At 70.3% G+C, this 21,726-nt stretch carries 15 protein-coding genes and 2 pseudogenes; 6 read left to right on the top strand and 11 right to left on the bottom strand.

The window, feature by feature from the left end; translation table 11 throughout:
• Positions 1-457: 457 nt before the first annotated feature.
• A complete protein-coding gene (locus ACFYW8_RS32825) occupies positions 458-1,180 on the bottom strand; it encodes a hypothetical protein (protein WP_389085856.1) in 723 nt (240 codons plus the stop codon).
• A gap of 458 nt (positions 1,181-1,638) precedes the next feature.
• On the opposite strand from ACFYW8_RS32825, the pseudogene ACFYW8_RS32820 reads away from it, so the two are divergent.
• Positions 1,639-2,074: pseudogene (locus ACFYW8_RS32820) on the top strand (site-specific integrase); the annotation flags it as partial.
• A gap of 262 nt (positions 2,075-2,336) precedes the next feature.
• Here the strand turns inward: ACFYW8_RS32820 and ACFYW8_RS32815 are convergent.
• A complete protein-coding gene (locus ACFYW8_RS32815; RefSeq protein WP_389085851.1) occupies positions 2,337-3,311 on the bottom strand; it encodes a GlxA family transcriptional regulator in 975 nt (324 codons plus the stop codon).
• A 241-nt stretch (positions 3,312-3,552) separates the two neighbouring features.
• Here ACFYW8_RS32815 and ACFYW8_RS32810 point away from each other — a divergent pair, with 241 nt between their 5' ends.
• The 4 genes from ACFYW8_RS32810 to ACFYW8_RS32795 all read left to right on the top strand — a co-directional run bounded on the left by ACFYW8_RS32810 (position 3,553) and on the right by ACFYW8_RS32795 (position 9,894).
• Positions 3,553-6,093, top strand: a complete 2,541-nt coding sequence (locus tag ACFYW8_RS32810; protein WP_389085846.1) for an ATP-grasp domain-containing protein — start codon at positions 3,553-3,555, stop codon at positions 6,091-6,093.
• A complete protein-coding gene (locus ACFYW8_RS32805; protein WP_389085841.1) occupies positions 6,090-7,430 on the top strand; it encodes an MFS transporter in 1,341 nt (446 codons plus the stop codon). The genes ACFYW8_RS32810 and ACFYW8_RS32805 overlap by 4 nt, the downstream gene beginning before the upstream one ends.
• 476 nt (positions 7,431-7,906) lie before the next feature.
• Positions 7,907-8,464: a glycoside hydrolase family 25 protein gene (locus tag ACFYW8_RS32800; RefSeq protein WP_365876229.1), complete on the top strand. Its 558-nt coding sequence runs from the start codon at positions 7,907-7,909 to the stop codon at positions 8,462-8,464.
• A 257-nt stretch (positions 8,465-8,721) separates the two neighbouring features.
• Positions 8,722-9,894, top strand: coding sequence for a N(5)-(carboxyethyl)ornithine synthase (locus ACFYW8_RS32795; protein ID WP_389085834.1), 1,173 nt, complete (start codon positions 8,722-8,724; stop codon positions 9,892-9,894).
• 21 nt (positions 9,895-9,915) lie between these two features.
• Here the strand turns inward: ACFYW8_RS32795 and ACFYW8_RS32790 are convergent.
• The 9 genes and pseudogenes from ACFYW8_RS32790 to ACFYW8_RS32750 all read right to left on the bottom strand — a co-directional run.
• Positions 9,916-10,623: pseudogene (locus tag ACFYW8_RS32790) on the bottom strand (NADPH-dependent F420 reductase); the annotation flags it as partial.
• 195 nt (positions 10,624-10,818) lie between these two features.
• Positions 10,819-11,031, bottom strand: coding sequence for an EF-hand domain-containing protein (locus tag ACFYW8_RS32785; RefSeq protein WP_261705625.1), 213 nt, complete (start codon positions 11,029-11,031; stop codon positions 10,819-10,821).
• Between the two features lie 60 nt (positions 11,032-11,091).
• Positions 11,092-12,006: a MerR family transcriptional regulator gene (locus ACFYW8_RS32780; RefSeq protein ID WP_365876224.1), complete on the bottom strand. Its 915-nt coding sequence runs from the start codon at positions 12,004-12,006 to the stop codon at positions 11,092-11,094.
• 381 nt (positions 12,007-12,387) lie between these two features.
• Entirely contained in the window at positions 12,388-13,587 is a 1,200-nt protein-coding gene (locus ACFYW8_RS32775) for a YncE family protein (RefSeq protein WP_389085818.1), read from the bottom strand.
• Positions 13,587-14,423 carry a polysaccharide deacetylase family protein gene (locus tag ACFYW8_RS32770; RefSeq protein WP_389085813.1) on the bottom strand — a complete coding sequence of 279 codons (837 nt, stop codon included), beginning with the start codon at positions 14,421-14,423 and terminating at the stop codon, positions 13,587-13,589. The genes ACFYW8_RS32775 and ACFYW8_RS32770 overlap by 1 nt, the downstream gene beginning before the upstream one ends.
• Positions 14,424-14,775: 352 nt before the next feature.
• A complete protein-coding gene (locus ACFYW8_RS32765) occupies positions 14,776-15,279 on the bottom strand; it encodes an ATP-binding protein (protein ID WP_389085808.1) in 504 nt (167 codons plus the stop codon).
• A 361-nt stretch (positions 15,280-15,640) separates the two neighbouring features.
• A complete protein-coding gene (locus ACFYW8_RS32760) occupies positions 15,641-16,408 on the bottom strand; it encodes an enoyl-CoA hydratase/isomerase family protein (protein WP_389085803.1) in 768 nt (255 codons plus the stop codon).
• A gap of 122 nt (positions 16,409-16,530) precedes the next feature.
• Positions 16,531-17,781 carry an Ig-like domain-containing protein gene (locus tag ACFYW8_RS32755; protein ID WP_389085798.1) on the bottom strand — a complete coding sequence of 417 codons (1,251 nt, stop codon included), beginning with the start codon at positions 17,779-17,781 and terminating at the stop codon, positions 16,531-16,533.
• A gap of 181 nt (positions 17,782-17,962) precedes the next feature.
• Positions 17,963-19,192 carry an Ig-like domain-containing protein gene (locus ACFYW8_RS32750; RefSeq protein ID WP_389085793.1) on the bottom strand — a complete coding sequence of 410 codons (1,230 nt, stop codon included), beginning with the start codon at positions 19,190-19,192 and terminating at the stop codon, positions 17,963-17,965.
• A gap of 151 nt (positions 19,193-19,343) precedes the next feature.
• Between ACFYW8_RS32750 and glgX the strand changes: the two genes are divergently transcribed.
• Complete coding sequence (glgX, locus tag ACFYW8_RS32745) at positions 19,344-21,668, top strand: glycogen debranching protein GlgX (RefSeq protein WP_389085788.1); 2,325 nt, start codon at positions 19,344-19,346, stop codon at positions 21,666-21,668.
• The last annotated feature ends 58 nt before the right edge of the window (positions 21,669-21,726 follow it).

Here is a 21,726-nt window from a genome sequence, read left to right as displayed (position 1 = left end):
GACTGCGCGGTGAGCGAAGACCTGCAAGCCGTCGTGCGCTATCTCGCACTCCTGGTGCAAGCGGAAGCGGCAAGCACCGACGCCAAGTTCCGCACGCTGCATCCGGATTGGGTTCGACGAGCAGATCTGGGACGAGGTCACCCGCGCCCTCAAGGAGAAGGGGGTTCTGGTTCCTGATCCTGCATTATTTCCTCCGTGACGGCTCGACGGCGCTCCCGTCTCCTCCTTTTTAAGGCCGCACGCTTGCGGCGGTGCTCCCAAAAGGCAACCCACCACATATAGAGGTCACGCGAGTCCTTTGGAAGGACAGTGCGGGCAAAGCGCAGCACGAAAAACGGAAGAATCAGGAAGAATGCAGCCCACCACGGCATTCCAGCAAGAGCACTCTGGGGGATTTCAAACACGACGATGACTCTCTACACGAAGGCGACTTGCGGACCCGTCCTTGAAATCTCCACTAAATGTGAATCTTGAGAACCGAATCGCCGAAAGTCACGTCGTACGCCCTCTTGCTTTTCGCGAACCTCGCTCCAGAAATACCGACCATAGGGTCCGTTAGTGCTGCCGCGACATCTTCCGGATAGGGAAGCCCTGTCCACTGGGCTTCCCATTCATCTCCTGCTCCCCAAAGCCTGCGCTGGGGACCCGAATCGTCATCGCGCCCCCTGCCATCATCGCGTCGCAACGGGTCCCAGTACCAGTTCCCCGTAGCCCACCGCCCCTTAGGGTCGGTCATCGACATACGGGCAGCCATGCCAGCCAACAGGGTCTGGGCTGATTCACCCATCGGCGGAACGTCGGCAAGCTGGCGCTCTTCTACCGAATCAAGTGGGTCATCAAGCGTGCGAAAATCGAAGTGCGAACCTTCTCGCACCCCCTGCAGCTTTCCATCCAGTCGGCTCGTGACTACCAATCGCGCCCCTGTAGGGACGTGCTCCAATGCATACGTCCGATAGTCGTGGATGGCCCGCAATCGAATTCCGGGAAGCCTAGGGGTACTGTCACCATGCGGCACCAGATACCTGGTGACGTTATCCGGGGCATCGCTGATGAATACCATCTGATTCCACCGGGGCGACACGGTAATCGTGTACCAGGTAAGGGTGCTCAACAACCACTTCGCAGGAGGTGCACCGTCTTCGCCACGGTTGAATAGACCGAGAGCAAGCAAAGCGTTCATCTTCCGCTGTCCCGGCGCGCACGAATCCAACCCATGGGTGCGATCGTTCGGGATCCCCGCAAGCGCAGCTTCGTAAATCTCGCCCGAATACGCCTTGCGTGTGTGTGCAGCTCGCTTCTTTACAGAATTTGGCACGCCAAAACCCTCACTCACCGCACCGGTCGGCGTTTGAGTTGGACGCCAAGAATTCTGCCTACAGCACTGCTATCGCAGAGTGAGTGCGCATACACCCGTGAGACGACGGTTGTGGCCGGTGTCCATACGTCGGAGCTCCTGAGCCTCTGCGCTCAGGTTAGACAAGTCAACGCTGTGAGCGTAGCGACCTCCGCGATGCTTCGCAGCCAACTCCTGCTTTTCCTCGCGAAGTTCCCGTGGATGAGTGGTCCGCCGCATGGCTTGGCGTGTTCCTCGAACTGGAAGTCCCGGCACTGTTCAACCGCCGCAGCGGCGACACCTTCAGCGCGATGTTCACGGACATCCGCGACGTCAACGTCCAGGTCCTGGAGGACGACGCCCAACGGCGAGCTGCGATCCACGAGTTGGCGACCGTGCCCTCGAAGGGCGCCGAGAACCGGGCCCGACGCAAGGCCATGAAGGCAGCGATCGACGAGAGGCCGCCCTTCCGTCGCATCACCGGCCCCGCCACACGTCTGCACGTCAAGGCGACGCCCCGCGCGTCCCTGAACGACGCGATCGGGCAGCAGATCCTCACGTTCAACCCGGGCCGCCCACGTCGAGATCGACCCCGAACGCAAGCCGAAAGACCTGGTGTGGACGGACGAGCGCGTCGCCAAGTGGAAGCAGACCGGCGAGAAGCCGTCGCCCGTGATGGTCTGGACGCCTCAACAGACCGGCGCCTTCCTCGACTTCGTCGCCGAGGATCGGCTGTACGCGACAAGGAGACGGCCCGGGGCGGTCTTGCGGTCAACATCATCGAGTGCTGAGGAAGCGGGCCTGACCGGTCGGCCCGGACCGGGCGGCCCCGGTCGGCCGGTCTGCCCCGCCTTGCGCCGCCCCGCCCCCGTCGGTCCGGCCGCTTGTCCTCGTGCACGATCCCGCCGTCGGGCCGGGCCGGGGCACTCCCGGCCCACCGCTCCGGTGGGCCGGCTACCGCGACGCGCGTCATTCCCCTCACCCTGTCGCCCCGCGCCGGGGCTCAGTGCGCGGTTGTGCCGGGTAACCGGCCCCGGAAGGCGCGCCGGTACGCGTTGGGCGTGGTGTTGAGGAAGTGCACGAACTGGTGCCGCAGGGCGGCCGCGTTGGCGAATCCCGTACGGGCCGCCACGGCCTCCATCGTCTCGTCGGTGTTCTCCAGCAGTCGCTGGGCGCTCAGCACCCGCTGGGCCAGCAGCCACCGGTAGGGCGTGGTCCCGGTCTCCGCCCGGAAGCGGCGGGCGAACGTGCGCGGCGACATGCAGGCCCGCGCCGACAACTGCTCCACACTGATCTCCTGGTCCAGATGCCGCTCGGCCCAGGTCAGCACCTCGCGCACACCGTCCTCCCCGTACCGTGCCACCGGCCGTTCGACGTACTGGGCCTGGCCGCCCTCCCGGTGCGGGGGCACCACCATCCGCCGGGCGATGGCGTTGGCGACGTCGCTGCCCTGGAGCTTGCGCACCAGGTGCAGGCAGGCGTCGATCCCCGCGGAGGTGCCGGCCGAGGTGAGGATCGGGTCCTCGTCGACGTAGAGCACTCCCGGATCGACCCGGGCCTTCGGGTAGCGCTCGGCCAGCGCGTCGGCGTACCGCCAGTGCGTGGTGCAACGCCGTCCGTCGAGCAGCCCCGCGGCGCCCAGGACGAAGGCGCCGACACAGACACTGACCACCCGGGCCCCCCGGGCCACCGCCTGGCGCAGGGCCTCGAGAAGAGCGGGCGGAAAGTCCCGGGTGTGGAAGTCGTCCCCCACCGGGATGGCGATGAGATCGGCCTCCTCCAGCCGGTCGAGCCCGTAGGGCGTGCTGATGGTGAAGCCCGGCACCGCCCGGACCGAAGGGGATTCCGCGGCGACGAGCGCGAAGTCGTACCCGGGCAGTCCCTCCTCCCGGCGGTCGATCCCGAACACCTCACATACGACACCCAGCTCGAAGGGATGGACGTTCTCGAGCAGGACCGCGGCAACGTTCTTCAGCATGTCTTCCAATGTGGCAGTAATGCACGGTGTTCTGACAGTCTCTCCGCTGTCCCCCAGGCCGAAGGAGTCCTCGTCACCGGCACGGGCGCAGGTCGGAGGACAGCGGATCGACACCCCTGCGGCCGCCCCGGCACCAGGCCGGCGCCACTCTCGCTCCCGGGGCACCGGCTGGCAGTAAATCGTGGTTGTGTGTCAGTTCCGCCACTGTCGCCGCGGGAGCTACGGCCAGCAGAGTTGAGCCATGAAGTCCACTGGGCGGCGGCACGTGATCGTCGTAGACGGCTACCACATCAGGGACGGCGACGACCGGGGCTTCGCCAGCGCCTTCCGGGCCCGGGGCGTACTGCCGGTCACCGTCATGAGCACTCCGCGGCCTCTGGCGAAATTCGTCAGGAAGAACATCTGGCACCCCGACGACTTCGAGGCCGTGCACCATTACGACGGCGACTTCGAGGCCATGGTGAAACTCGTCGATTCCTACGACCCGGTGGGCATCGTCACCGGCAACGAGAGCGGCGTGGAATTCGCCGCCCGGCTCGTCGAACGCCTCATGCCACGGTTCCAGAACGTGCCCGGCAGCGCCAAGTGCCAACGCCACAAAGGGGAGATGGCACTCGCCCTGGAGCGCGCCGGAGTTCCGGGGCCGCGCACCCTGTCGACCGCCGACCCCGCCGAGGCCGCCGCGTGGATCGAGGACAACGGCCTCACCGGCCGGCCGATCGTCCTGAAGCCTCCGCACAGCGCCGGGACCGACAACGTGCACTTCGTGCCGACCGGCGGCGAGTGGCTCGGCCACTTCACCCACATCCTCGGCCAGGTCAACGGGTTCGAGCTCCGCAACGACACCGTCGTCGTGCAGGAGTTCCTGGAGGGGCCCGAGTACATCGTCGACCTGTACTCGGTGGACGGGCGGCACGGTCTGGTCGACACCTGCGTCTACGCCAAACACGACCGGGGCCCCCGCATCGGCATCTACGACGCCGCCGACTTCCTGGCCCCCGACCACCCCGACGTGGCGGTCCTCGCCCCCTACGTGATGCGCGCCGCCGACGCGGTCGGCATCCGCAACGGCTCCACCCACGCCGAAGCGATCATGACGGCGGACGGGCCCCGCCTGGTGGAGCTGGCCGCCCGCTACTCGGGCAGCTGCATGACGATCTCCGGGTCCCTCGCCACCGGCGACAACCAGATCGAGCGCACCGTACGGCACGTCCTGGACGGGGAGTTCGTGCCGTCCTTCGAGCTCGTCGAAGAGGTCCGCACGCTCTGGCTCTGCTCGGACCGGGCCGGCCCCGTGCGGAACATGGAGATCCTCCGGGCGATCGCCGAACTGCCCACCACGTTCTCCATGTCGATCCCGCCCGAGGGCCGGGACATGCCGGTCACCAACGACGTGACCACGAGCCTGGGCTGGGTCATCCAGGGCGCCGCCGACCGGGACGCGATCGAAAAGGACTCGGCCCGCATCCGCGAGCTGGAACGAGCTTGGAACGCGGCCGAACCGGGGGGACCGTCTGACATGCCGGGCCAGCGCTACGGGGCCCAGGTGCCCCACCTTCTGCTCATCTGTCCGCGCCACGACATCCTGGGCAAGTTCGTCGGCCTGCCCGTCGCCCTGACCGTGGTCCACCGCCCCGGCGGGGACCGGAAGCTGGAGGAGTCCCTCGCCCTCGCGGTGGTCGACGCCGACTTCACCGACCCGCAGGCGCTGCTCACCGTCGCCCGCGAGGTCCATGCCCGGCGTCCCGTGGACGCGGTGCTCGGGCTCACCGAGCTCTCCCTGCGTCCGGCGAGCGTGGTGGCCGAGGCCCTGGGCGCACGCGGCAACCCGCCCACCACGCTCGCCCTGACCCAGGACAAGGCCGCCATGCGCGGGCGCCTGCGGGACCGCGGTTTGGGCACGGTCGCCCACCGGGTGTGCGCCACGGTCGACGAGGCCCGCGCGCTGCTGCGCCGCTGCCCGGCCGGCGTGATCCTCAAGCCGGTCGACGGCAACGGCGGAACGGGCGTGCATCTTGTGCGTACGGAAGGGGAACTGGCCGAGGCGTGGGCCTGGACCAGCGGTGCCGGCACCGGTTTCGCCTGGCCGCAGGGCGGGTCCGCGTCCCCCGTGCTGGCCGAGGAGTTCCTCACCGGCCAGGAGTTCAGCGTCGAGTCGCTCTCGGCCGCCGGGCGCCACCAGGTCCTCGCGGTCACCCGCAAACACACCTCGGGCGGCCCGCACTTCGTGGAGACCGGCCACGACCTGCCCGCGACGCTGCCGGCCCACCGGTACCGGACCGTCGTCGACGCCGCGCTGAACGCCCTGGACGCCGTGGGCTACGCCTGGGGACCCTGCCACACCGAGCTGATGCTCTCCGAGGACGGCGACCGCGCCACCGTCGTCGAGATCAACGCCCGGCAGGGAGGCGACCAGATCTGGGAGCTGGTCCACCACGTCACCGGCATCGACATGCTGCAGGGCGCCGTCCTCGCCCTCGCCCACGGCGTGCTGCCGGGTCCCGGCGCGGGCCACGCGGGAGGCGCCTCGATCCGCTACCTCACCCCCCGTCCCGGCAAGGTCACCGAGGTGACGGGCACGGCCGAGGCACGGGCCGTGGAGGGAGTGATCCGTCTCGGCGAACTACCCGAGGTGGGCGACGAGTTGATGTCGCTCGGCGACTCCTGGAACCGCGCGGGACATGTCGTCGCCGCGGGTCCCGACCCCAAGGCCGCCGCCGACGCGGCCGACGCGGCGGCCGCCCGGATCGTCATACGCACCGACGAAGAGGTGGCGCGGTGACACCCGAGAAGGGAGACGGGGTGAAGCTCGCCGACAACTCCGGGGCGGCGGAGGCCACCCCGAAGGCGAGGACCGGCCGTTTCGTCACGGGCCGGGGTCCGGCGTACGTCGTCATCCTCGGCCGTTTCACCACCAACATCGGCTTCTTCATGGTCGTGCCGTTCCTCGCGGTGCACCTGACCAAGGACGAGGGCCTGAGCAGTTTCCAGACCGGTCTGCTCTTCGCCGTCATGGAATTCACCCGGCGCGGCCTGGGCATCCCGTCCGGCTGGGTCAGCGACCGCTTCGGCGCCGCCCGGATCCTGACCCTGGGTCTCGCCGTCGAGGCGTGCGCGTACGCCGTGTTCACCGTGGCGGGCGGCAGCGTCGTCGTCTGGGGCGCGGCGGTCGCGCTGCTCGGCATCGGCGGCTCCCTCAACAACAACGGCGCCCGCAGTGTCCTCGCCTCCAGCAAGTCCGGCGGGGTCGCGGCCGACCTCAGCCGCTACTACGTGTCCATCAACGGAGCCGCCCTGATCGGCCCCCTGATCGGCACCGCGCTGATGGCGGCCGGCGCGATGAAGGCCGGGTTCCTGATCGCGGCCGCTCTGCATCTGGCCTTCGCCGTGACCTCCGCCGTGCTGCTGCGCGGCCTGCACGCCACGAACGCGGCGCCCGTCAAGGCCGCCGCCATGGCCGAGGCGCTGCGCGACCGCCCACTGATGATCTTCTGCTCGCTCGCGGTCGGCGGCTGGTTCCTCATCACCCAGTACCGGGTCGCGCTGCCGCTGACGGTCGTCCACCAGAAGCTCTCCTCCGACCTGGTCGGCCCGCTCACCGCGGCCAACGCCGTCGTGGTGATGCTGACCGTGTGGCTGCTCGGCTCGCGCATCGAGAAGCGCTCCACGGTCGGCCGCCTCGACCTGTTCATCGGGTCCGGGGTGCTGCTCGGCGGCGGGTGGCTGCTGTGCTCGGTCGACGGGATCGGCCCGATCGTCGCCGCCGTCATCGTCACCTCGATCGGCGAGTCGCTGTTCTGCGGCGTGGTCGACGCGGTCGTCGCGGGCCTCGCCACCGAGGGCCGTACCGGCCTCTATCTGGGCTACTCCACGATGGCCTGGGGTGTCGGCGGCATGCTGGGCGGCTTCGTCGGCGGCGGTTTCGACCTGGCCGCCGGCCACGGAGCGCTTCCCCTGTTCTGGCTGGTGCTGGCCCTCGTGGGCATCGGGTACGGGGCGGGCACGCGAGCAGTGCGCCGCTCGCTCGCCGACGCGGTGGAGCGGCGCCGGCCCCCCGTGCCGGCCGGCACGCCGACCGGCACGCCGGACCCCGCCGAGACACCGTCCGCGTCCGGCTGACCGGCCCGTCGGCCTGACGGAACGTCAGGTGCTGTTCGGGGAAGCCGACATGGCGAACCGTCCGAGCCGCATGGGCCGGGCGGCGCCCGAACGGTGCGCGTGCGTCGGCCCGGCACGGGACTGGGGCCTCGGGCCTCGGGCTAAGGACTGGGGCTGGGGCCAGGGGCCTCGGGCTGGGGACTGGGCTGGAGCCAGGGGCCTCGGGCTAAGGACTGGGGCTGGGGCTAGGGCTAGGGGTCTCGGGACTGGGGACTGGGGTCGGGGCTCGTCGGTCGTCCGAAGTCACCGGCTTCGAGGACGACTTCGGCCCGGACGGGTGTGCCGGCCGGACGGGCGAGCGTGGAGGGGGCGAAGTGGGGGAATTCCAAAAGCAGTTGTCCGCATGAACTGTCCCCCACGGACAGAGACAGTCGTTCGCCACGGACACCGGGGCACCGCCCCGCGTGGCCCGTCCCCCATGCACGGAGGCTCCACCCATGCTGCGAGGTATCGACGTCAGCTCCTACCAGTCGTCCGCGTACGGCACCGCCGGCCTCTCCTTCGTCTTCGTGAAGGCGACGGAAGGCCGCTCGTACGTCAACCCGAAACTCACCGCACAGGTGAAGACCGCCCGCGACGCCGGCTGCGTCGTGGGCTTCTACCACTTCCTGTGGCCCGGCAACATCACCGCCCAGGCCGCGTACTTCGTGAGCAAGGCCCCCGAGAAGGCGGGCGACCTGCTCGCCGTCGACTGGGAGACCACCGGCGACGGCACCCACGCGAGCAACGCGGAGAAAGACCGCTTCATCCGCAAGGTGAAGGAGCTCCGCCCGGACAACCGCGTGGTGCTCTACACCGGCCGTGACTTCTGGCTGAACGTCGACAGCACCTCGTACGCCGGCGACGGCCTCTGGATCGCCGACTACGTGACCGCCGGAAAACCCCGCATCAAGGCGAAGTGGCGCTTCCACCAGTACACCGACGAGTCGGTGGACAGGGACGTCGCGGACTTCGAGAGCGAGGCCGCCCTGCGCGCTTGGGCCGGCAGCGCCTGAGGATCACCGGCGGACCGCCGTCCGCCCGGTGACCGGTGCCGGCGCTCCGCCGTCCGCCCGCGCCCGCCGGCACCCACGTCACCCTGAACGCCGGGCCGGCTCCCCGGCTCAAACGAGCGGCGGGGGTTCCCCGGCCGGGACCGGAGTACGGTGGCGATACCGAGCGCACCTCGCACGCCGCCATCCGTCGCGGCGTCGCCCTCGGGGAACGGCAAGGCCGGAGCACATCGCGTCCGGCCGGAAACGAGCCGCCCCACATGAGCCTGATGAGTCTCGGAGTACTCGCCTCCTCCCGCAAGGAGAACGAGTTCCGCCTTCCCCTGCACCCCCGCCACCTCGACCGGATCGCCCCGGACATACGCGAGAAGATCTTCCTCGAACAGGGCTACGGCGAGCGGTTCGGCGTGTCCGACGACGCGCTGCGGCCCCTCGTGGCCGGACTGCGCTCCCGCGAGGACCTCGTCGCCGAGTGCGACATCATGCTGCTGCCCAAGCCGATCCACGAGGACGTCGCCGAGCTGCGCGAGGGCCAGGTCCTCTGGGGATGGCCGCACTGCGTGCAGGACGAGAAGATGACCCAGATCGGCATCGACCGGCGGCTGACGCTGATCGCCTGGGAAGCCATGAACCACTGGACCTCCTCGGGCGCCTTCAGCGTCCATGTGTTCCACAAGAACAACGAGCTCGCGGGCTACTGCTCGGTGCTGCACGCGCTCCAGCTCGGCGGGCTGACCGGCAGCTACGGGCGCCGTCTGCGCGCGGTGGTCATCAGCTTCGGCGCCACGGCGCGCGGAGCGGTCACGGGGCTGGGCGCCATGGGGGTGTCCGATGTCACGGTGCTCACGCAGCGCGCCGCCGCGGCGGTGGCCTCGCCGATGCCCTCGGTCGTGATGGGCCACTTCGAGGAGCGGGAGGACGACCCGTCACGCCTGCAGGCCTCCACTCCGGCCGGGCCCGTGCCGCTGGCTGAGTACCTGGCCGGGTTCGACATCGTCGTCAACTGCATCCTTCAGGACACCGACGCGCCGCTCATGTTCGTCACCGACGAGGAACTCGCCCGGTTCCGGCCGGGGACGTTCTTCATCGACGTCGCCTGCGACGAGGGCATGGGCTTCGCCTGGGCCCGCCCGACCACCTTCGGCGACCCCATGCCCACCGTGGGACCGGGCTGCCACTACTACGCGGTGGATCACAGCCCGTCCCACCTGTGGAACTCCGCCACCTGGGAGATCAGTGAGGCGCTCCTGCCCTACCTGCGCAAGGTCATGAGCGGCCCCGCCGCATGGGACGCCGACGTCACGGTCAGGAAGGCCGTCGAGATCCGCGACGGCGTCGTCCAGAACCCGAAGATCCTCTCCTTCCAGCACCGGTCCGCCGCCTACCCGCACGCTCCGGAGGACCCGGCGACCGCGCTGAGCCCGGCGGTCTAGAGATCGCTCGTCGCGGACCGGTCACCCGCGGAAGTCGGCCGATCGCTCCGGGGACGCCTCCGCCAGTGCCTTCGTGACCGCGTCGAGGCCTTCCTGGAGGCCGTACACGGGGGTGCCGGGCTGCTGGCGCCAGGAGTCGTCCAGGCCGCCGGCGTCGACGGTGTCGAAGCCGATCTCGTCGATGAGGTCGCGCACGCGCCGTTTCGCCGCCGCGTCGTCGCCGGCCACCGGGAGCGCCATGCGGTCGGGGGCGCCGGCCGGGCGGGCGCGGTCCAGGATGTCCTGGGCGTAGGTGCCGTTGAATGCCTTGACGACCGTGTGGCCGATCTGCCGGGCGGTCCAGCGGCTCTCGGTGAGGCCGTCGTCCTCGATCCCGGCGATCCTGCCGTCTCGCTGCTGGGGGTAGTAGTTGCCGGTGTCGATGACGGCGACGCCCTCGGCGGCCCCGTCCAGGATGCCGTCCGGCAGGTCCGGCACGGCCTTGAGCGGGATCGTGACGATCACGACGTCGGCGCCCTGTGCCGCCCGCTCGACCGTGACCGGGGTCGCCCCGGTCTCCTCGGCGAGCGCGCCGAGCGTCTGGGGACCGCGCGAGTTGGCGACGGAGACGTCGTGACCGACGGCGGTGAGCCGCCGGGTGAGGTTGCCGCCGATGTTGCCCGCGCCGATGATGCCGATCTTCATGAGAGACAGACCCTTCTGGGGTGGATGCTCCTGATGGGCACACCAACTCCGGGGGCGGACGACCTATTCCGGGACGTACGGCGTCCGGGTGACCGGTACCGGGAACGCCGGGCCCGCCGCCCCGGGTCCGCGCGGACCGGCTGCCCGCCCTTGCCCTGCCCCGGCTGGCCGCCCTGCCAAGGGTTCCGTCACGCCGAAGGGGCGCCCGCCGGTCTTCCGGTGGGCGCCCCTTCGCCGGCCTCACTTGCTCAGGTGGGTCCAGAACTCGTCGAACGAGAGAACCTTGTCGCCGTTGAGGTCACGGCTGGCGATGACGGCCTCCGCCACCGACTCGGTGACGTTCCAGTCGCCGCCCTGGGCGAGAGCGGTCTTGAACTCGGCTGCGGTGATGAACCCGTCACCGTCCGTATCGATCCGCTCGAACTGCTTGCGTGCTTCCTCGATGTCGGCCACCGACCCGCCCCTTCGTCGTGCATCACTGCGTGCGTTGCTGCTTTGTGTACGGAGGTCAGATTAACGGTCCGCGCGGGCGCGCAGTGCGGCGACCACCCAGGCGAACTCCTCGCGGTGCGCCGAGAGCGGCTCCATGCCGCGGACCAGCGTGCTCAGCTCCCGGAAGCGGGCCATCTCGGCATGGGCGGCGGACTCCATGCGCGCCAGTACGGCAGCCCGGTCGGCGTCGCCGAGCAGGCCGCTCAGCACGTCGTCCGCCTCCGGCGACCCGGGGTCGACACCCCGCCCCAGCGCCTCGCCCGCCAGCTGCACCAGCCGGCTCATGAACCACACGGACGTGCCCGGCGGTACGTCCGGCCCCCGGTCCGCCGCGTTGAACTCGATCATCTCGCGCATCCGCGCCCGGAACCCCGGGTCCTGGATCAGCTCCGCCAGCTCCACCCAGGCGTCCACCTGCCCGGGTGTCGGGTCGTCCGGCAGGTCACCGACGCTGAACCGCAGCCGGGTACGGATGTCGGGGTCCGCGTTGTCCAGACCCCCGAAGGTCTCCTCCATGAAGTCGTCGATGATGCGTCCGCGTTCGGCGGCCGAAAGCCGCGCCAGCTTGTTCATGAGTGTCATCTCCTCCGCGGTCGAGCCGCGTCGCGCCACCGTCGACAGCACCGCCCGGGTCACCTTCAGTGACCTGATCTGCGTGTCCAGCGCGGCCACGTGGGCGGCCGCCACCTCCGCCACCGTCGTCTCGCCCGCCAGCACCCTGCGCACGTCGCCGAGACCAAGTCCTAGTTCGCGCAGGGTGCGGATCAGATCGAGACGGGCCACGGACCCGGCGTCGTACAGCCGGTAGCCGCCCGCCGAGCGGGCGACCGGGGGCAGCGCGCCCTCGTCGGACCAGTAACGGATGGTGCGGACGGACAGGCCGGTGCTCCGGGACAGTTGGCCGATGGTGAAAAGGCCGGTGCCGTCTTCGATCATGTCCCCGAGTCTGGGCCTTCCAGTGGGTGGAGACTCAAGCGTCATGGGGACAGTCGTGCCCGGCCCCGTGCGCGCCGTTCCGGACCCGGTGGCCGGTGGAGTCCTCCCGCCGCCCGACGTGCCGCCCAGGTACACCGGCACTCCCCCCGCGACACTGACGGCCGCACCCTCACCGCCACTCCGTCGTCTTCACCGACGAGGACAGGGCCGGACCGGCTCGGGGCGGCGGCTCGGCACCTCGACGGCGAGCCGGTGACGGCAACGGCCCGTCGTCGCGGGTGGGTTGTGATCACGGAAGACGATCACGGTGTTGCGGCGACGGGCCGTGCGGCGTCGCGCGCACGACGCCGGGTCAGCCGTGGCCGGTCGACGGGCGCCGCCCTAGCGGAAGATGCCGGTGTGGCCGAGCGAGTACCGGCCCGGCTGAGGGTAGACGGCGAGGCCGTGCGGACCGCTGCCGACCTTGATGCGGGCGAGCTGGACACCGGTGCGGGTGTCGATGGCGTACACCTCCGAGTTGTAACGGCCGGAGAGCCACAGGACCTTGCCGTCCGCCGAGACACCGCCCATGTCGGGGCTGCCGCCGTTGGGCAGGTGCCACTTCTTGGTGAGTCTGTTCTGGGTGAAGTCGAAGATGGAGATGGTGCCCTCACCGCGGTTGGAGATGTACATCTCGCGCGAGTCCCGGCTGACGTAGAGGCCGTGCGTGCCCTTGCCCGTGTGCAGCAGGGTCGGCCGGGTGAACTTGTCGCCGTCCAGAACCCACACGCCGTCGGCCATCATGTCGGCGATGTAGAACCTCTTGCCGTCCGGGGAGATCTTCACGTCCTGCGGCATCGCCCCGTGGAAAGGCAGCTTCTGCTGGCCGATCACCTTCATCCGCTCGGTGTCGACCTTCAGGAGTTCGCCGCTGAACTCGCAGGACACGATGAAGTAGCGGCCGTCCGGGGAGAAGTCGGCGTGGTTGACGCCGTAGCAGCTGACCGGCTCCGTCCTGACGGTCTTCATGGTGTGCGCGTCGCGGAAGACCAGCTCGCGGTCGAGGGAGGCCATGACGATCGCGTACTTGCCGTTGGGCGTGAAGTAGAGGTTGTACGGGTCGTGCACGTCGACCTGTTTGCCCGCCTCGCCGGTCCTCGGGTCGATGGGGGTGAGGGTGTTGCCCCGGTCGTTGTTGACCCACAGGGTCTTCATGTCCCAGGAGGGGACGACGTGCTGGGGCTGGACACCGACCGGGATCGTCTCGATGACCTTGTACGTCTTCGGGTCGATGACCGAGACGGTGTTGGAGTTGGTGTTCGGCACGTAGACGCGGGACGGGAAGTCCTTCACCACCGGGGAGAGCCGGTTCGGGCGGTCGGCGGCGTAGACGTCCGCGGGGTCCAGCAAGGGGGGCATGCCGGGCAGGCCCTGGACCGTCAGCCGCTTCGGCTGGGCGGGCTGGACGGCGGCGGCCTTGGTGCCGAGGGCTTCGTTCGCGTGGGACCGGGAGGGGCCGCTGCAGCCGGTGAGGGCGACGAGCGCGGTGAGGGCGGCGCCGGCGATCAGGACCCGGCACGGGGAGGAGGGTGGCGTCAGCATCAGCTCAGCAGCTCCGTGGTGGTGACCGCGCGCAGGCCGCGACGGTCGAGTTCGTGCAGGAGGGCGGGGAGGGCGGCGACCGTGTCGGCGTATCCGAAGTGCATGCTCACCACGGAGCCGGGGCGGACCTCGGCGACGACCTTGCGGGTGACCGCGGTGGCTCCGGGCGAGGTGTAGTCGAGGGAGTCGACCTCGTAGGAGAGCGTGTGCGGGTAGCCCGCGTCGCGGGCGAGGCGCTGGACCAGGGGCGAGGCCCGGGGGCTGCGGGACGGCCTGAACCAGGTGCCGATCGAGCCGGTGAGCCGCTTGAGGCGGTCCGCGCAGCCCCGGATCTCCGCGGCGGCCTCCGTCGCCGACATCGCGTTGATGTCGAGGTGGCGGAGGGTGTGGTTGCCGAGGTCGTGGCCGCCGTCGAGGATGCGGCGGGCGACGTCCGGGTGCTCGTCCAGCCAGGTTCCGACGGCGAGGACGGTGACCCGGGCGCCGGCCTTCTCTGCCTCACCGAGAAGCGAGTTCGCGACGGCGGGGTCGCCCTGGCCGTGGAACGTCAGGGCCACCTTGGACGGGTGGCCGCGGGGACCGTGGGTGATTTCGGAGGGCTGGGCGGGGTAGCGGCGGGGGGCGGGGGCGAGTACGGGAACCGCGCGGGTCGCGGGGGCGGGGGGCGCGCTGGGCGCGGCCGGGGGTGTCGTGAGGTTGTGGGGGGTGGACGGCGGGGCGGAGCAGCCTGCGGTCACTCCGGCGGCGAGGGTTCCTGCGGTGAGCGCGAGTCCCGTGAGCAGGGCCGCGCGCCGGGGCGGGGCGGGGGCTGCGTGGTCTTCGGCGGGCGTGGTCACCGGACCATTTAAGGGTGAATCGGCCGAAAAACCGGCGATTGGTCCGGCCGGGTGGTGGTGCGGGTCGCTTCGCGGCTCCCGGCCACCGGGTCGCACGGGGCGGCGGAGCCCGTGAGCGGAGCGGCATCCCCCGCTTCCGGATCAGTCGGTTCGCGTACGGGGTCCTCGTATACGGGACTCGCCTGTACGGGCTCTCACGTACGGGGTTCTCACGTACGGGCCGGAACGGGGCCGACGGCCGGGACGGGGCAGCAGTCGGAACGGGGCTGACTGCCGGGACCGGTCGGCGGCCGGAACGGGTCTGCGGGAGGGACGCGTCTGCGGGAGGGACGGGGCCGACGGCCGGGGCGGGTCAGCGGTCGACGACGCGCATCTCGAACCAGGTGGTCTTGCCGCGGGGCAACAGGTCGACGCCCCAGCGGTCGGAGAGCTTGTCGACGAGGAAGAGTCCCCGGCCGCTCAGGTCCATCTCCTGGACCGGCATGAGACAGGGAAGGCCGCGGGAGGGATCACGGACCTCGATGCGGATCCAGCCGCGGCGGCGGCGCATACGGAGTCCGAAGACGCGGGCGCCGGTGTGCCGTACGGCGTTGCCCACGAGTTCGGAGACGAGTAAGACCGCGTCCTCGGTCATCTTCGGTGACAGGCCCCAGTGCCGCAGCACCACGACCTGGGTGAGCCGCCGCGCGGTGGCCGCGGACTCCGGGCGGGACGGCAACGGCACCTCCGCCTCGGTGGGGTTGCCGAACAACTCCAATGCCTTGAGCGCCCGTTCGTCCTCGACCGCAGGCGTCCAGCGCGCCGCGGTCGCACTTCCGTGCCGCCGCGGCTGTTCGATACCCTCCAGCCCCGCCATGCCCCCATCATGGCCGCCAAGAGCCCCCTTCGGGGCCGTTCCGGAGGAATACGCCCCCCGGAACGCGACATTCCACACCATCCGATCGGCATATGCCAAAGGCAGTTCGGGGTGGGCGGGGACCCGTCCGACCTGCCGGAACAGGCCCTTCGAGGGCAATCACCAGAGCTTCGGAACAAGGTGCGCTTAAGGCTGCCTTAAGCCTGGGATAAACCGCTCCAACGGGGGACACCGGGTAAGACATCGCGTCAACTGTGAGCGGATCAGCGGGAATCACGAGGGTGACATCGGCCGCGTCGGCGGCCGTCGGCCGGCCCGGGGAGCCAGGAAGGCGGGTCCCCGGGCCGGCGCGGCGGACGGGTCAGAGGAACTTCGCCTTGCCGGGGCCCTCTTCCACGAAGCTCCGCATTCCCCGCTCGCGGTCCTCCGTCGCGAACAGGCCGGCGAACCAGTTCCGCTCGATGGTCAGCCCGGTCTCGATGTCCGTCTCCAGGCCCGCGTCGATCGACTCCTTCGCCGCGCGCAGCGCGATGGCCGGGCCCTGCGCGAGCCGGGCGGCCCAGGCGTGCGCGGCGGTGTAGACCTCGGCGGCGGGCACGACCCGGTCGACCAGGCCGAGCGTGAGGGCCTCGTCGGCCTTGACCATACGGCCGGTGAAGATGAGGTCCTTGGCCTTGGAGGGGCCGATCAGCCGGGACAGCCGCTGGGTGCCGCCGGCACCGGGGATCAGGCCGAGCAGGATCTCCGGCTGGCCCAGCTTGGCGTTGTCCCCGGCGATGCGGTAGTCGGCGCAGAGGGCCAGTTCGCAGCCGCCGCCGAGCGCGTATCCCGTGACGGCGGCGACGACGGGCTTGGGGATGCGGGCGACGGCGGTGAAGGAGTCCTGCAGGGCCCGGGACCGCACGACCATCGCGGCGTGGTCCATGGCCTGCATCTCCTTGATGTCCGCGCCCGCCGCGAACACCTTCTCCCCGCCGTACAGCACCACCGCGCGGACGTCCGGCCGGATCGCGGCCTCCTCGGCCAGTTCCTTGAGGCGGTCCTGCGTCGCGACGTCCAGGGCGTTCATGGGAGGGCGGTCCAGGCGGATGGTGCCCACGCCTTCGGCCACTTCGAGATGCACAGTCATGGAAGCAGGTTAGTGGCCGTTAACGGCAACGGGCCGGGTGTGCTGAGTCACAGCGCACCCGGCCCGGTGAGGAGCGGTGGTTCGGTCCGGTCCGGCGCGGTTGCCCCGATCCGGTCCCGCGGTTACTTGGTCCAGTCCGACCAGGACATGTTCCAGCCGTTGAGGCCGTTGTCCGGGGCGACCGTCTTGTCGTGGGAGTGCTTCACGACGACCACGTCGCCGATCATCGAGTTGTCGAAGAACCAGGCCGACGGCACCTTGCTGTCGTAGCCGCCGCGCACGTCGCGCAGACCGACGCAGCCGTGGCTGGCGTTGAAGTTGCCGAAGGCGCCGCCACCCCAGTAGTTGCCGTGGATGAAGGTTCCCGAGTTGGTCAGGCGCTGGGCGTGCGGCACGTCCTTGATGTCGTACTCGCCGCCGTAGCCGACCGTCTCGCCGTTCATACGGGTCACCTTGAGGCGCTCGCTGATGACCATCTGGCCGTTCCAGGTCTCGTAGCCCGGCTTGCCCGTGGTGATCGGGATGGTCCTGAGGACCTTCCCGTCGCGCTTGACGGTCATCTTGTGGGTCTTGGCGTCGACGGTGCTGACCTGGCTGCGGCCGATCGTGAACTTCACGGTCCTGGCCTGCTTGCCGTAGACGCCGGGGCGGCCCTCGACACCGTCGAGGTCGAAGGTGACGGTGACCTTCGTACCGGCCGCCCAGTAGTTCTCGGGGCGGAAGTCGAGACGGTCGTTGCCGAACCAGTGACCCTCGACGTCGACCGCCGGCTCGGTCTTGAAGGTGATGGCCTTCTTGACGTCGCCGGGGTGCGTGATGCCCCGGGTGAAGTGGATCGAGAACGGCATCCCGACGCCGACCTTGGACCCGTCCTCGGGCGTGTAGATGCCGACGAACGTGTTCTTCGGGGTCAGCGTGGTGAACGCGGCCTCTTCGGCCGCCTCACGGCCACTGGCGTCCTTGGCCACCGCGTGGACCTTGTACTTGGTGGCCGCGGCGAGGTGGGTCGAGGGCGTCCAGGTGGCGCCCCCGTCCGTGATGCTGCCCTTGACCGCGTCGCCCTTGGTGTCCTCGACGGCGACCTCGGTCAACTTGCCCTTGGCCGCGGTCACCTTGAGGGCGCCGCTGGTCTTCACGTCGGCGGCGCCGTCCTTCGGGGCGATGGTCACCACGGCCTGCGAGACCTTGGTGTCCGCCGTGCCGCTGGAGCCCTTGCCCTTGCCGTCGCCGGAGCCGGACCCCTGGTCCGAACTCCCTCCCCCGCCGCAGGCGGTCACGGCGAGCAGCAGAACTCCCAGCAGCAGCGCCAGGATTCCCTTGCTCCCCCGTGACCGCGCGCCAACCGACGCCCCCGATATCGGTCGCCCGTTCAAAATGGTCTTCTCCCCTCGCACGGCCTGATCAGGCCCGCACCCCGGCGCGTCCCACGCGCGTATCGCGCTAATTAATCACACGACCTGGAGTGATGGCTCCCCGGGAAGGTCACCGTTCAGTCCCAACTTCGGCCGTACGGGGCGCGGCTGGAGCCCGCAGTGCACATACCCGTATATCGGGTTACTTCACCGCCCCACCCCTTTTCCACGCCTTCCAGCCCATGTTCCAGCCACCGAGTCCGTTGTCGGGGGCGACCAGCTTGTCCTTGCTGTGGACGACCTCGATGACGTCCCCGATGAGGCTGCGGTCGAAGAACCAGCCCGCCGGGGTGTCCGAGCTGCCGCCCTTCACGTCCCGCAGACCCACGCAGCCGTGGCTCACGTTGACGTTGCCGAAGGCGTCCGGCGCCCAGTAGTTGCCGTGCAGGAAGGTTCCGGAGTCGGTCAGGCGCATCGCGTGCGGAACGTCGGGGATGTTGTACTCGCCGCCGAAACCGACGGTCCGGCTGTTCATCCGGGTCACTTCGAGCATCTCGGTGACGACCATCTTCCCGTTGTACGTCGTCGTCTTCGGCGCCCCCGCCGTGATGGGAACCGTGGCGATGAGGTTGCCGTCGCGCCGCACCTCCATGGTGTGAGCGCGGGCGTCGACCAGAGACGTCTGGCTTCGGCCGACGGTGAACGAGAAGGTCCTGGACTGGAGTCCGTACACACCCGGTGAAGCCTCGACGTCACGCAGCCGCAGTTCCACGGTGACCTTCGTGCCCGGCTTCCAGTACCGCTCGGGACGGAAGTCGACGCGGCCGTCGCCGAACCAGTGCGCGCGGATCTCCACCGCCGGCCGCGCCCGCACCTGGATGGCGCGCTCGACGGCGGCCCGGTTCACGATCTCCCGGTTGAACGAGAGGGAGACGATCATTCCGGTGCCGACGACGGACCGGTCCTCCGGAATGACGTATCCGATGAACCGCTCGTCCGGGACGGCCGTGGTGAACGTGGTGTGCCGTGCCGAGCGGTGCCCGCTCCCGTCCAGGGCCACCGCGTCGACGGTGTACTCGGCGGCCAGCGCGAGCCGCGTCCCGTCCGGCCTCCAGGACAGGCCGTCGTCGCTGATACGCCCCGGCACCGGGGACTCCTCGGCGTCCTGGGACCTGACGACCTTGACGGACTCCAGGCGCCCGCTGGGCACCCGTACCAGCAGCGGCTCCTCGGGGCGTGCGCCCTTGGTGTTGTCGTCGGGCGAGACATGGATGACGTCCTCGGGCGACCGCGGTTTGCCGAACGCCTCTCCGATCCCCTTCGAGATCCCGTCGGAGGAACAGCCGGAGGCTCCGGCCAGCAGGCCGGCCCAGGTCAGTACGGCGGCCAGCGCGGCCCCTGCGCGCCGCGCGCGCGTGTGTACGTGCTTCACAAGTGACCCAACGACGCCGCCCCTCCGGGGAAACGTGAGTGCGAGCCACGCTCTGGGCAGAACAGTGGGGAGGACGACGCGACAAGGAGCTGCGGCCGGGACGCCGCGCACCCTTTTTCGTGCCGTTCCACGAGCCGTGGGAGGCTGACCGGTGTCGAGCGCACCCGAGCAGGAGGCGGTCCAGGAGGGACGTGCCGCGGGCGGCGGGCTGCCCGCGCAGACCGCCACGGACCCGGCGGGGCCGTCCGCCGCCGCACCGGCGGCCGCGGAACCGGCGGTGGAGCCGGCCGCTCCCGCGGTGAACGGCGCGCGGCGGCGCCCCGCGGCGCCCCCCGTCTCCGTGTGGCCGGGTGCCCCGACTCCGCTCGGAGCACGCTTCCGGGTCGGGCCGGACGGCACCACGGGCACCAACTTCGCGCTGTGGGCCGGCGGTGCGGAGGCCGTCGACCTGTGTCTCTTCGACGAGGAGGGCGCCGAGACCCGCGTCCCGCTCACCGAACTCACCCACGAGATCTGGCACGGCTTCGTGCCCGGCGTGCACCCCGGCCGCCGCTACGGCTTCCGGGTGCACGGCCGCTGGGACCCGTGGACCGGCGCCCGCTGGAACCCGGCGAAGCTGCTCCTCGACCCGTACGCCCGTGCCGTGGACGGCGACTTCAGCCTGCCGCCGGAGGTGTACGGGCACGTCCGGGACTGGCCCCAGCAGCAGGTCGCCGACACCGTGCGCGACGACCGGGACTCGGCGCCCTTCGTCCCCAAGGGAGTCGTCGTCCAGGACGACGACGACTGGTCGGACGACCACCGCCCGAAGACCCCGTGGGCGGACTCGGTGATCTACGAACTGCACGTGCGCGGATTCACCCGTCTGCACCCGGGGATCCCCGAGGACCTGCGCGGCACCTACGCGGGACTGGCGCACCCGGCCGCGATCGAGCACCTGGTCAGCCTCGGGGTGACGGCGGTGGAGCTGCTGCCGGTCCACCAGTTCGCCCACGAGGACCACCTGCTGCGCCGGGGCATGAAGAATTACTGGGGCTACAACTCGATCGGCTACTTCGCCCCGCACGCGGGCTACGCCGCCTCCGGCACGACCGGACAGCAGGTCGGCGAGTTCAAACGGATGGTGCGCGCGCTGCACGCGGCCGGGATCGAGGTCATCCTCGACGTGGTCTACAACCACACCGCCGAGGCGGGCGAACTCGGCCCGATGCTGTCGCTGCGCGGCATCGACAACCGCGGCTACTACCGGCTCCAGTCGGACGCCCGCCGCTACGCGGACTACACGGGCTGCGGCAACACCCTGCACGTCGTACAGCCGCAGGTGCTGCGGCTGATCACGGACTCGCTGCGCTACTGGGTGACCGAGATGGGCGTCGACGGCTTCCGCTTCGACCTGGCGGCCGCCCTCGCCCGGTCCATGCACGACGTCGACATGCTGTCGCCGTTCCTCGCCGTCATCGCGCAGGATCCGGTGCTGCGGCGGGTGAAGCTGATCGCCGAGCCGTGGGACGTGGGCTCCGGCGGCTACCAGGTGGGCGCCTTCCCGCCCCTGTGGACCGAGTGGAACGACCGCTACCGCAACGCCGTCCGGGACTTCTGGCGCGGCGCGCTGCCCGACGTGCGGGACCTGGGCTACCGGCTGTCCGGGTCGAGCGACCTGTACGCCTGGGGCGGACGGCGTCCGTACGCCTCCGTCAACTTCGTGACCGCGCACGACGGTTTCACCCTGCGGGACCTCGTGTCCTACGAGCGCAAGCACAACGAGGCGAACGGCGAGGGCAACCGGGACGGTTCCGACGACAACCGGGCCTGGAACGGCGGGGCGGAGGGCGAGAGCGACGACGAGCGCGTACAGGCGTTGCGGCGGCGGCAGTTGAGGAACCTGCTGACCACACTGCTGCTCTCGACCGGGGTGCCGATGCTGGTCGCGGGGGACGAGTTCGGGCGGACCCAGCGGGGCAACAACAACGCGTACTGCCAGGACAACGAGATCAGCTGGGTCGACTGGTCACAGCTGGACGATCCCCACTGGCGGGCGCTGTTCGAGCTGACGTCCCGTCTGATCGCGCTGCGGCACGAGCATCCCGTGCTGCGCCGCCGGGCGTTCTTCTCCGGGCGGGCCCATTCGGTCGACGGACTGCGGGACCTGGCCTGGTTCACCGCGCGGGGCACCGAGATGACGGAACGGGACTGGTACGCGCCCGCCGCGACGCTCGGCATGTACCTGTCCGGCCGGGACATCCCCGGCCGGGACGCGCGGGGCACGCCGGTCGTCGACGACAGCTTCCTCGCCGTGCTGCACGCCGGGGACCGTCCGGCCTCCTTCGACCTGCCGGGGGCGCCCTGGGCCGAACGGTACGAGGTGGTCGTGGACACCTCCCGGGAGAGTCAGACCGAGGCGCCCGCGCTCACGCACCGGGCGGGCACGGCGATCACGGTGCCGGCGCGGTCCGTGCTGCTGCTGAGGGTCCGCTGAGGGCGCGGCCCCACAGCGGCCGGCGCTGTCCTGGCGGCCTGGGCGCGCTCACGGCAGC

It is taken from the genome of Streptomyces sp. NPDC002742, from assembly GCF_042888885.1.
GTDB lineage: Bacteria > Actinomycetota > Actinomycetes > Streptomycetales > Streptomycetaceae > Streptomyces.
The sequence above is the reverse complement of the archived record's forward strand: the minus strand, read 5'-3'. Positions and strand labels throughout refer to the sequence as shown.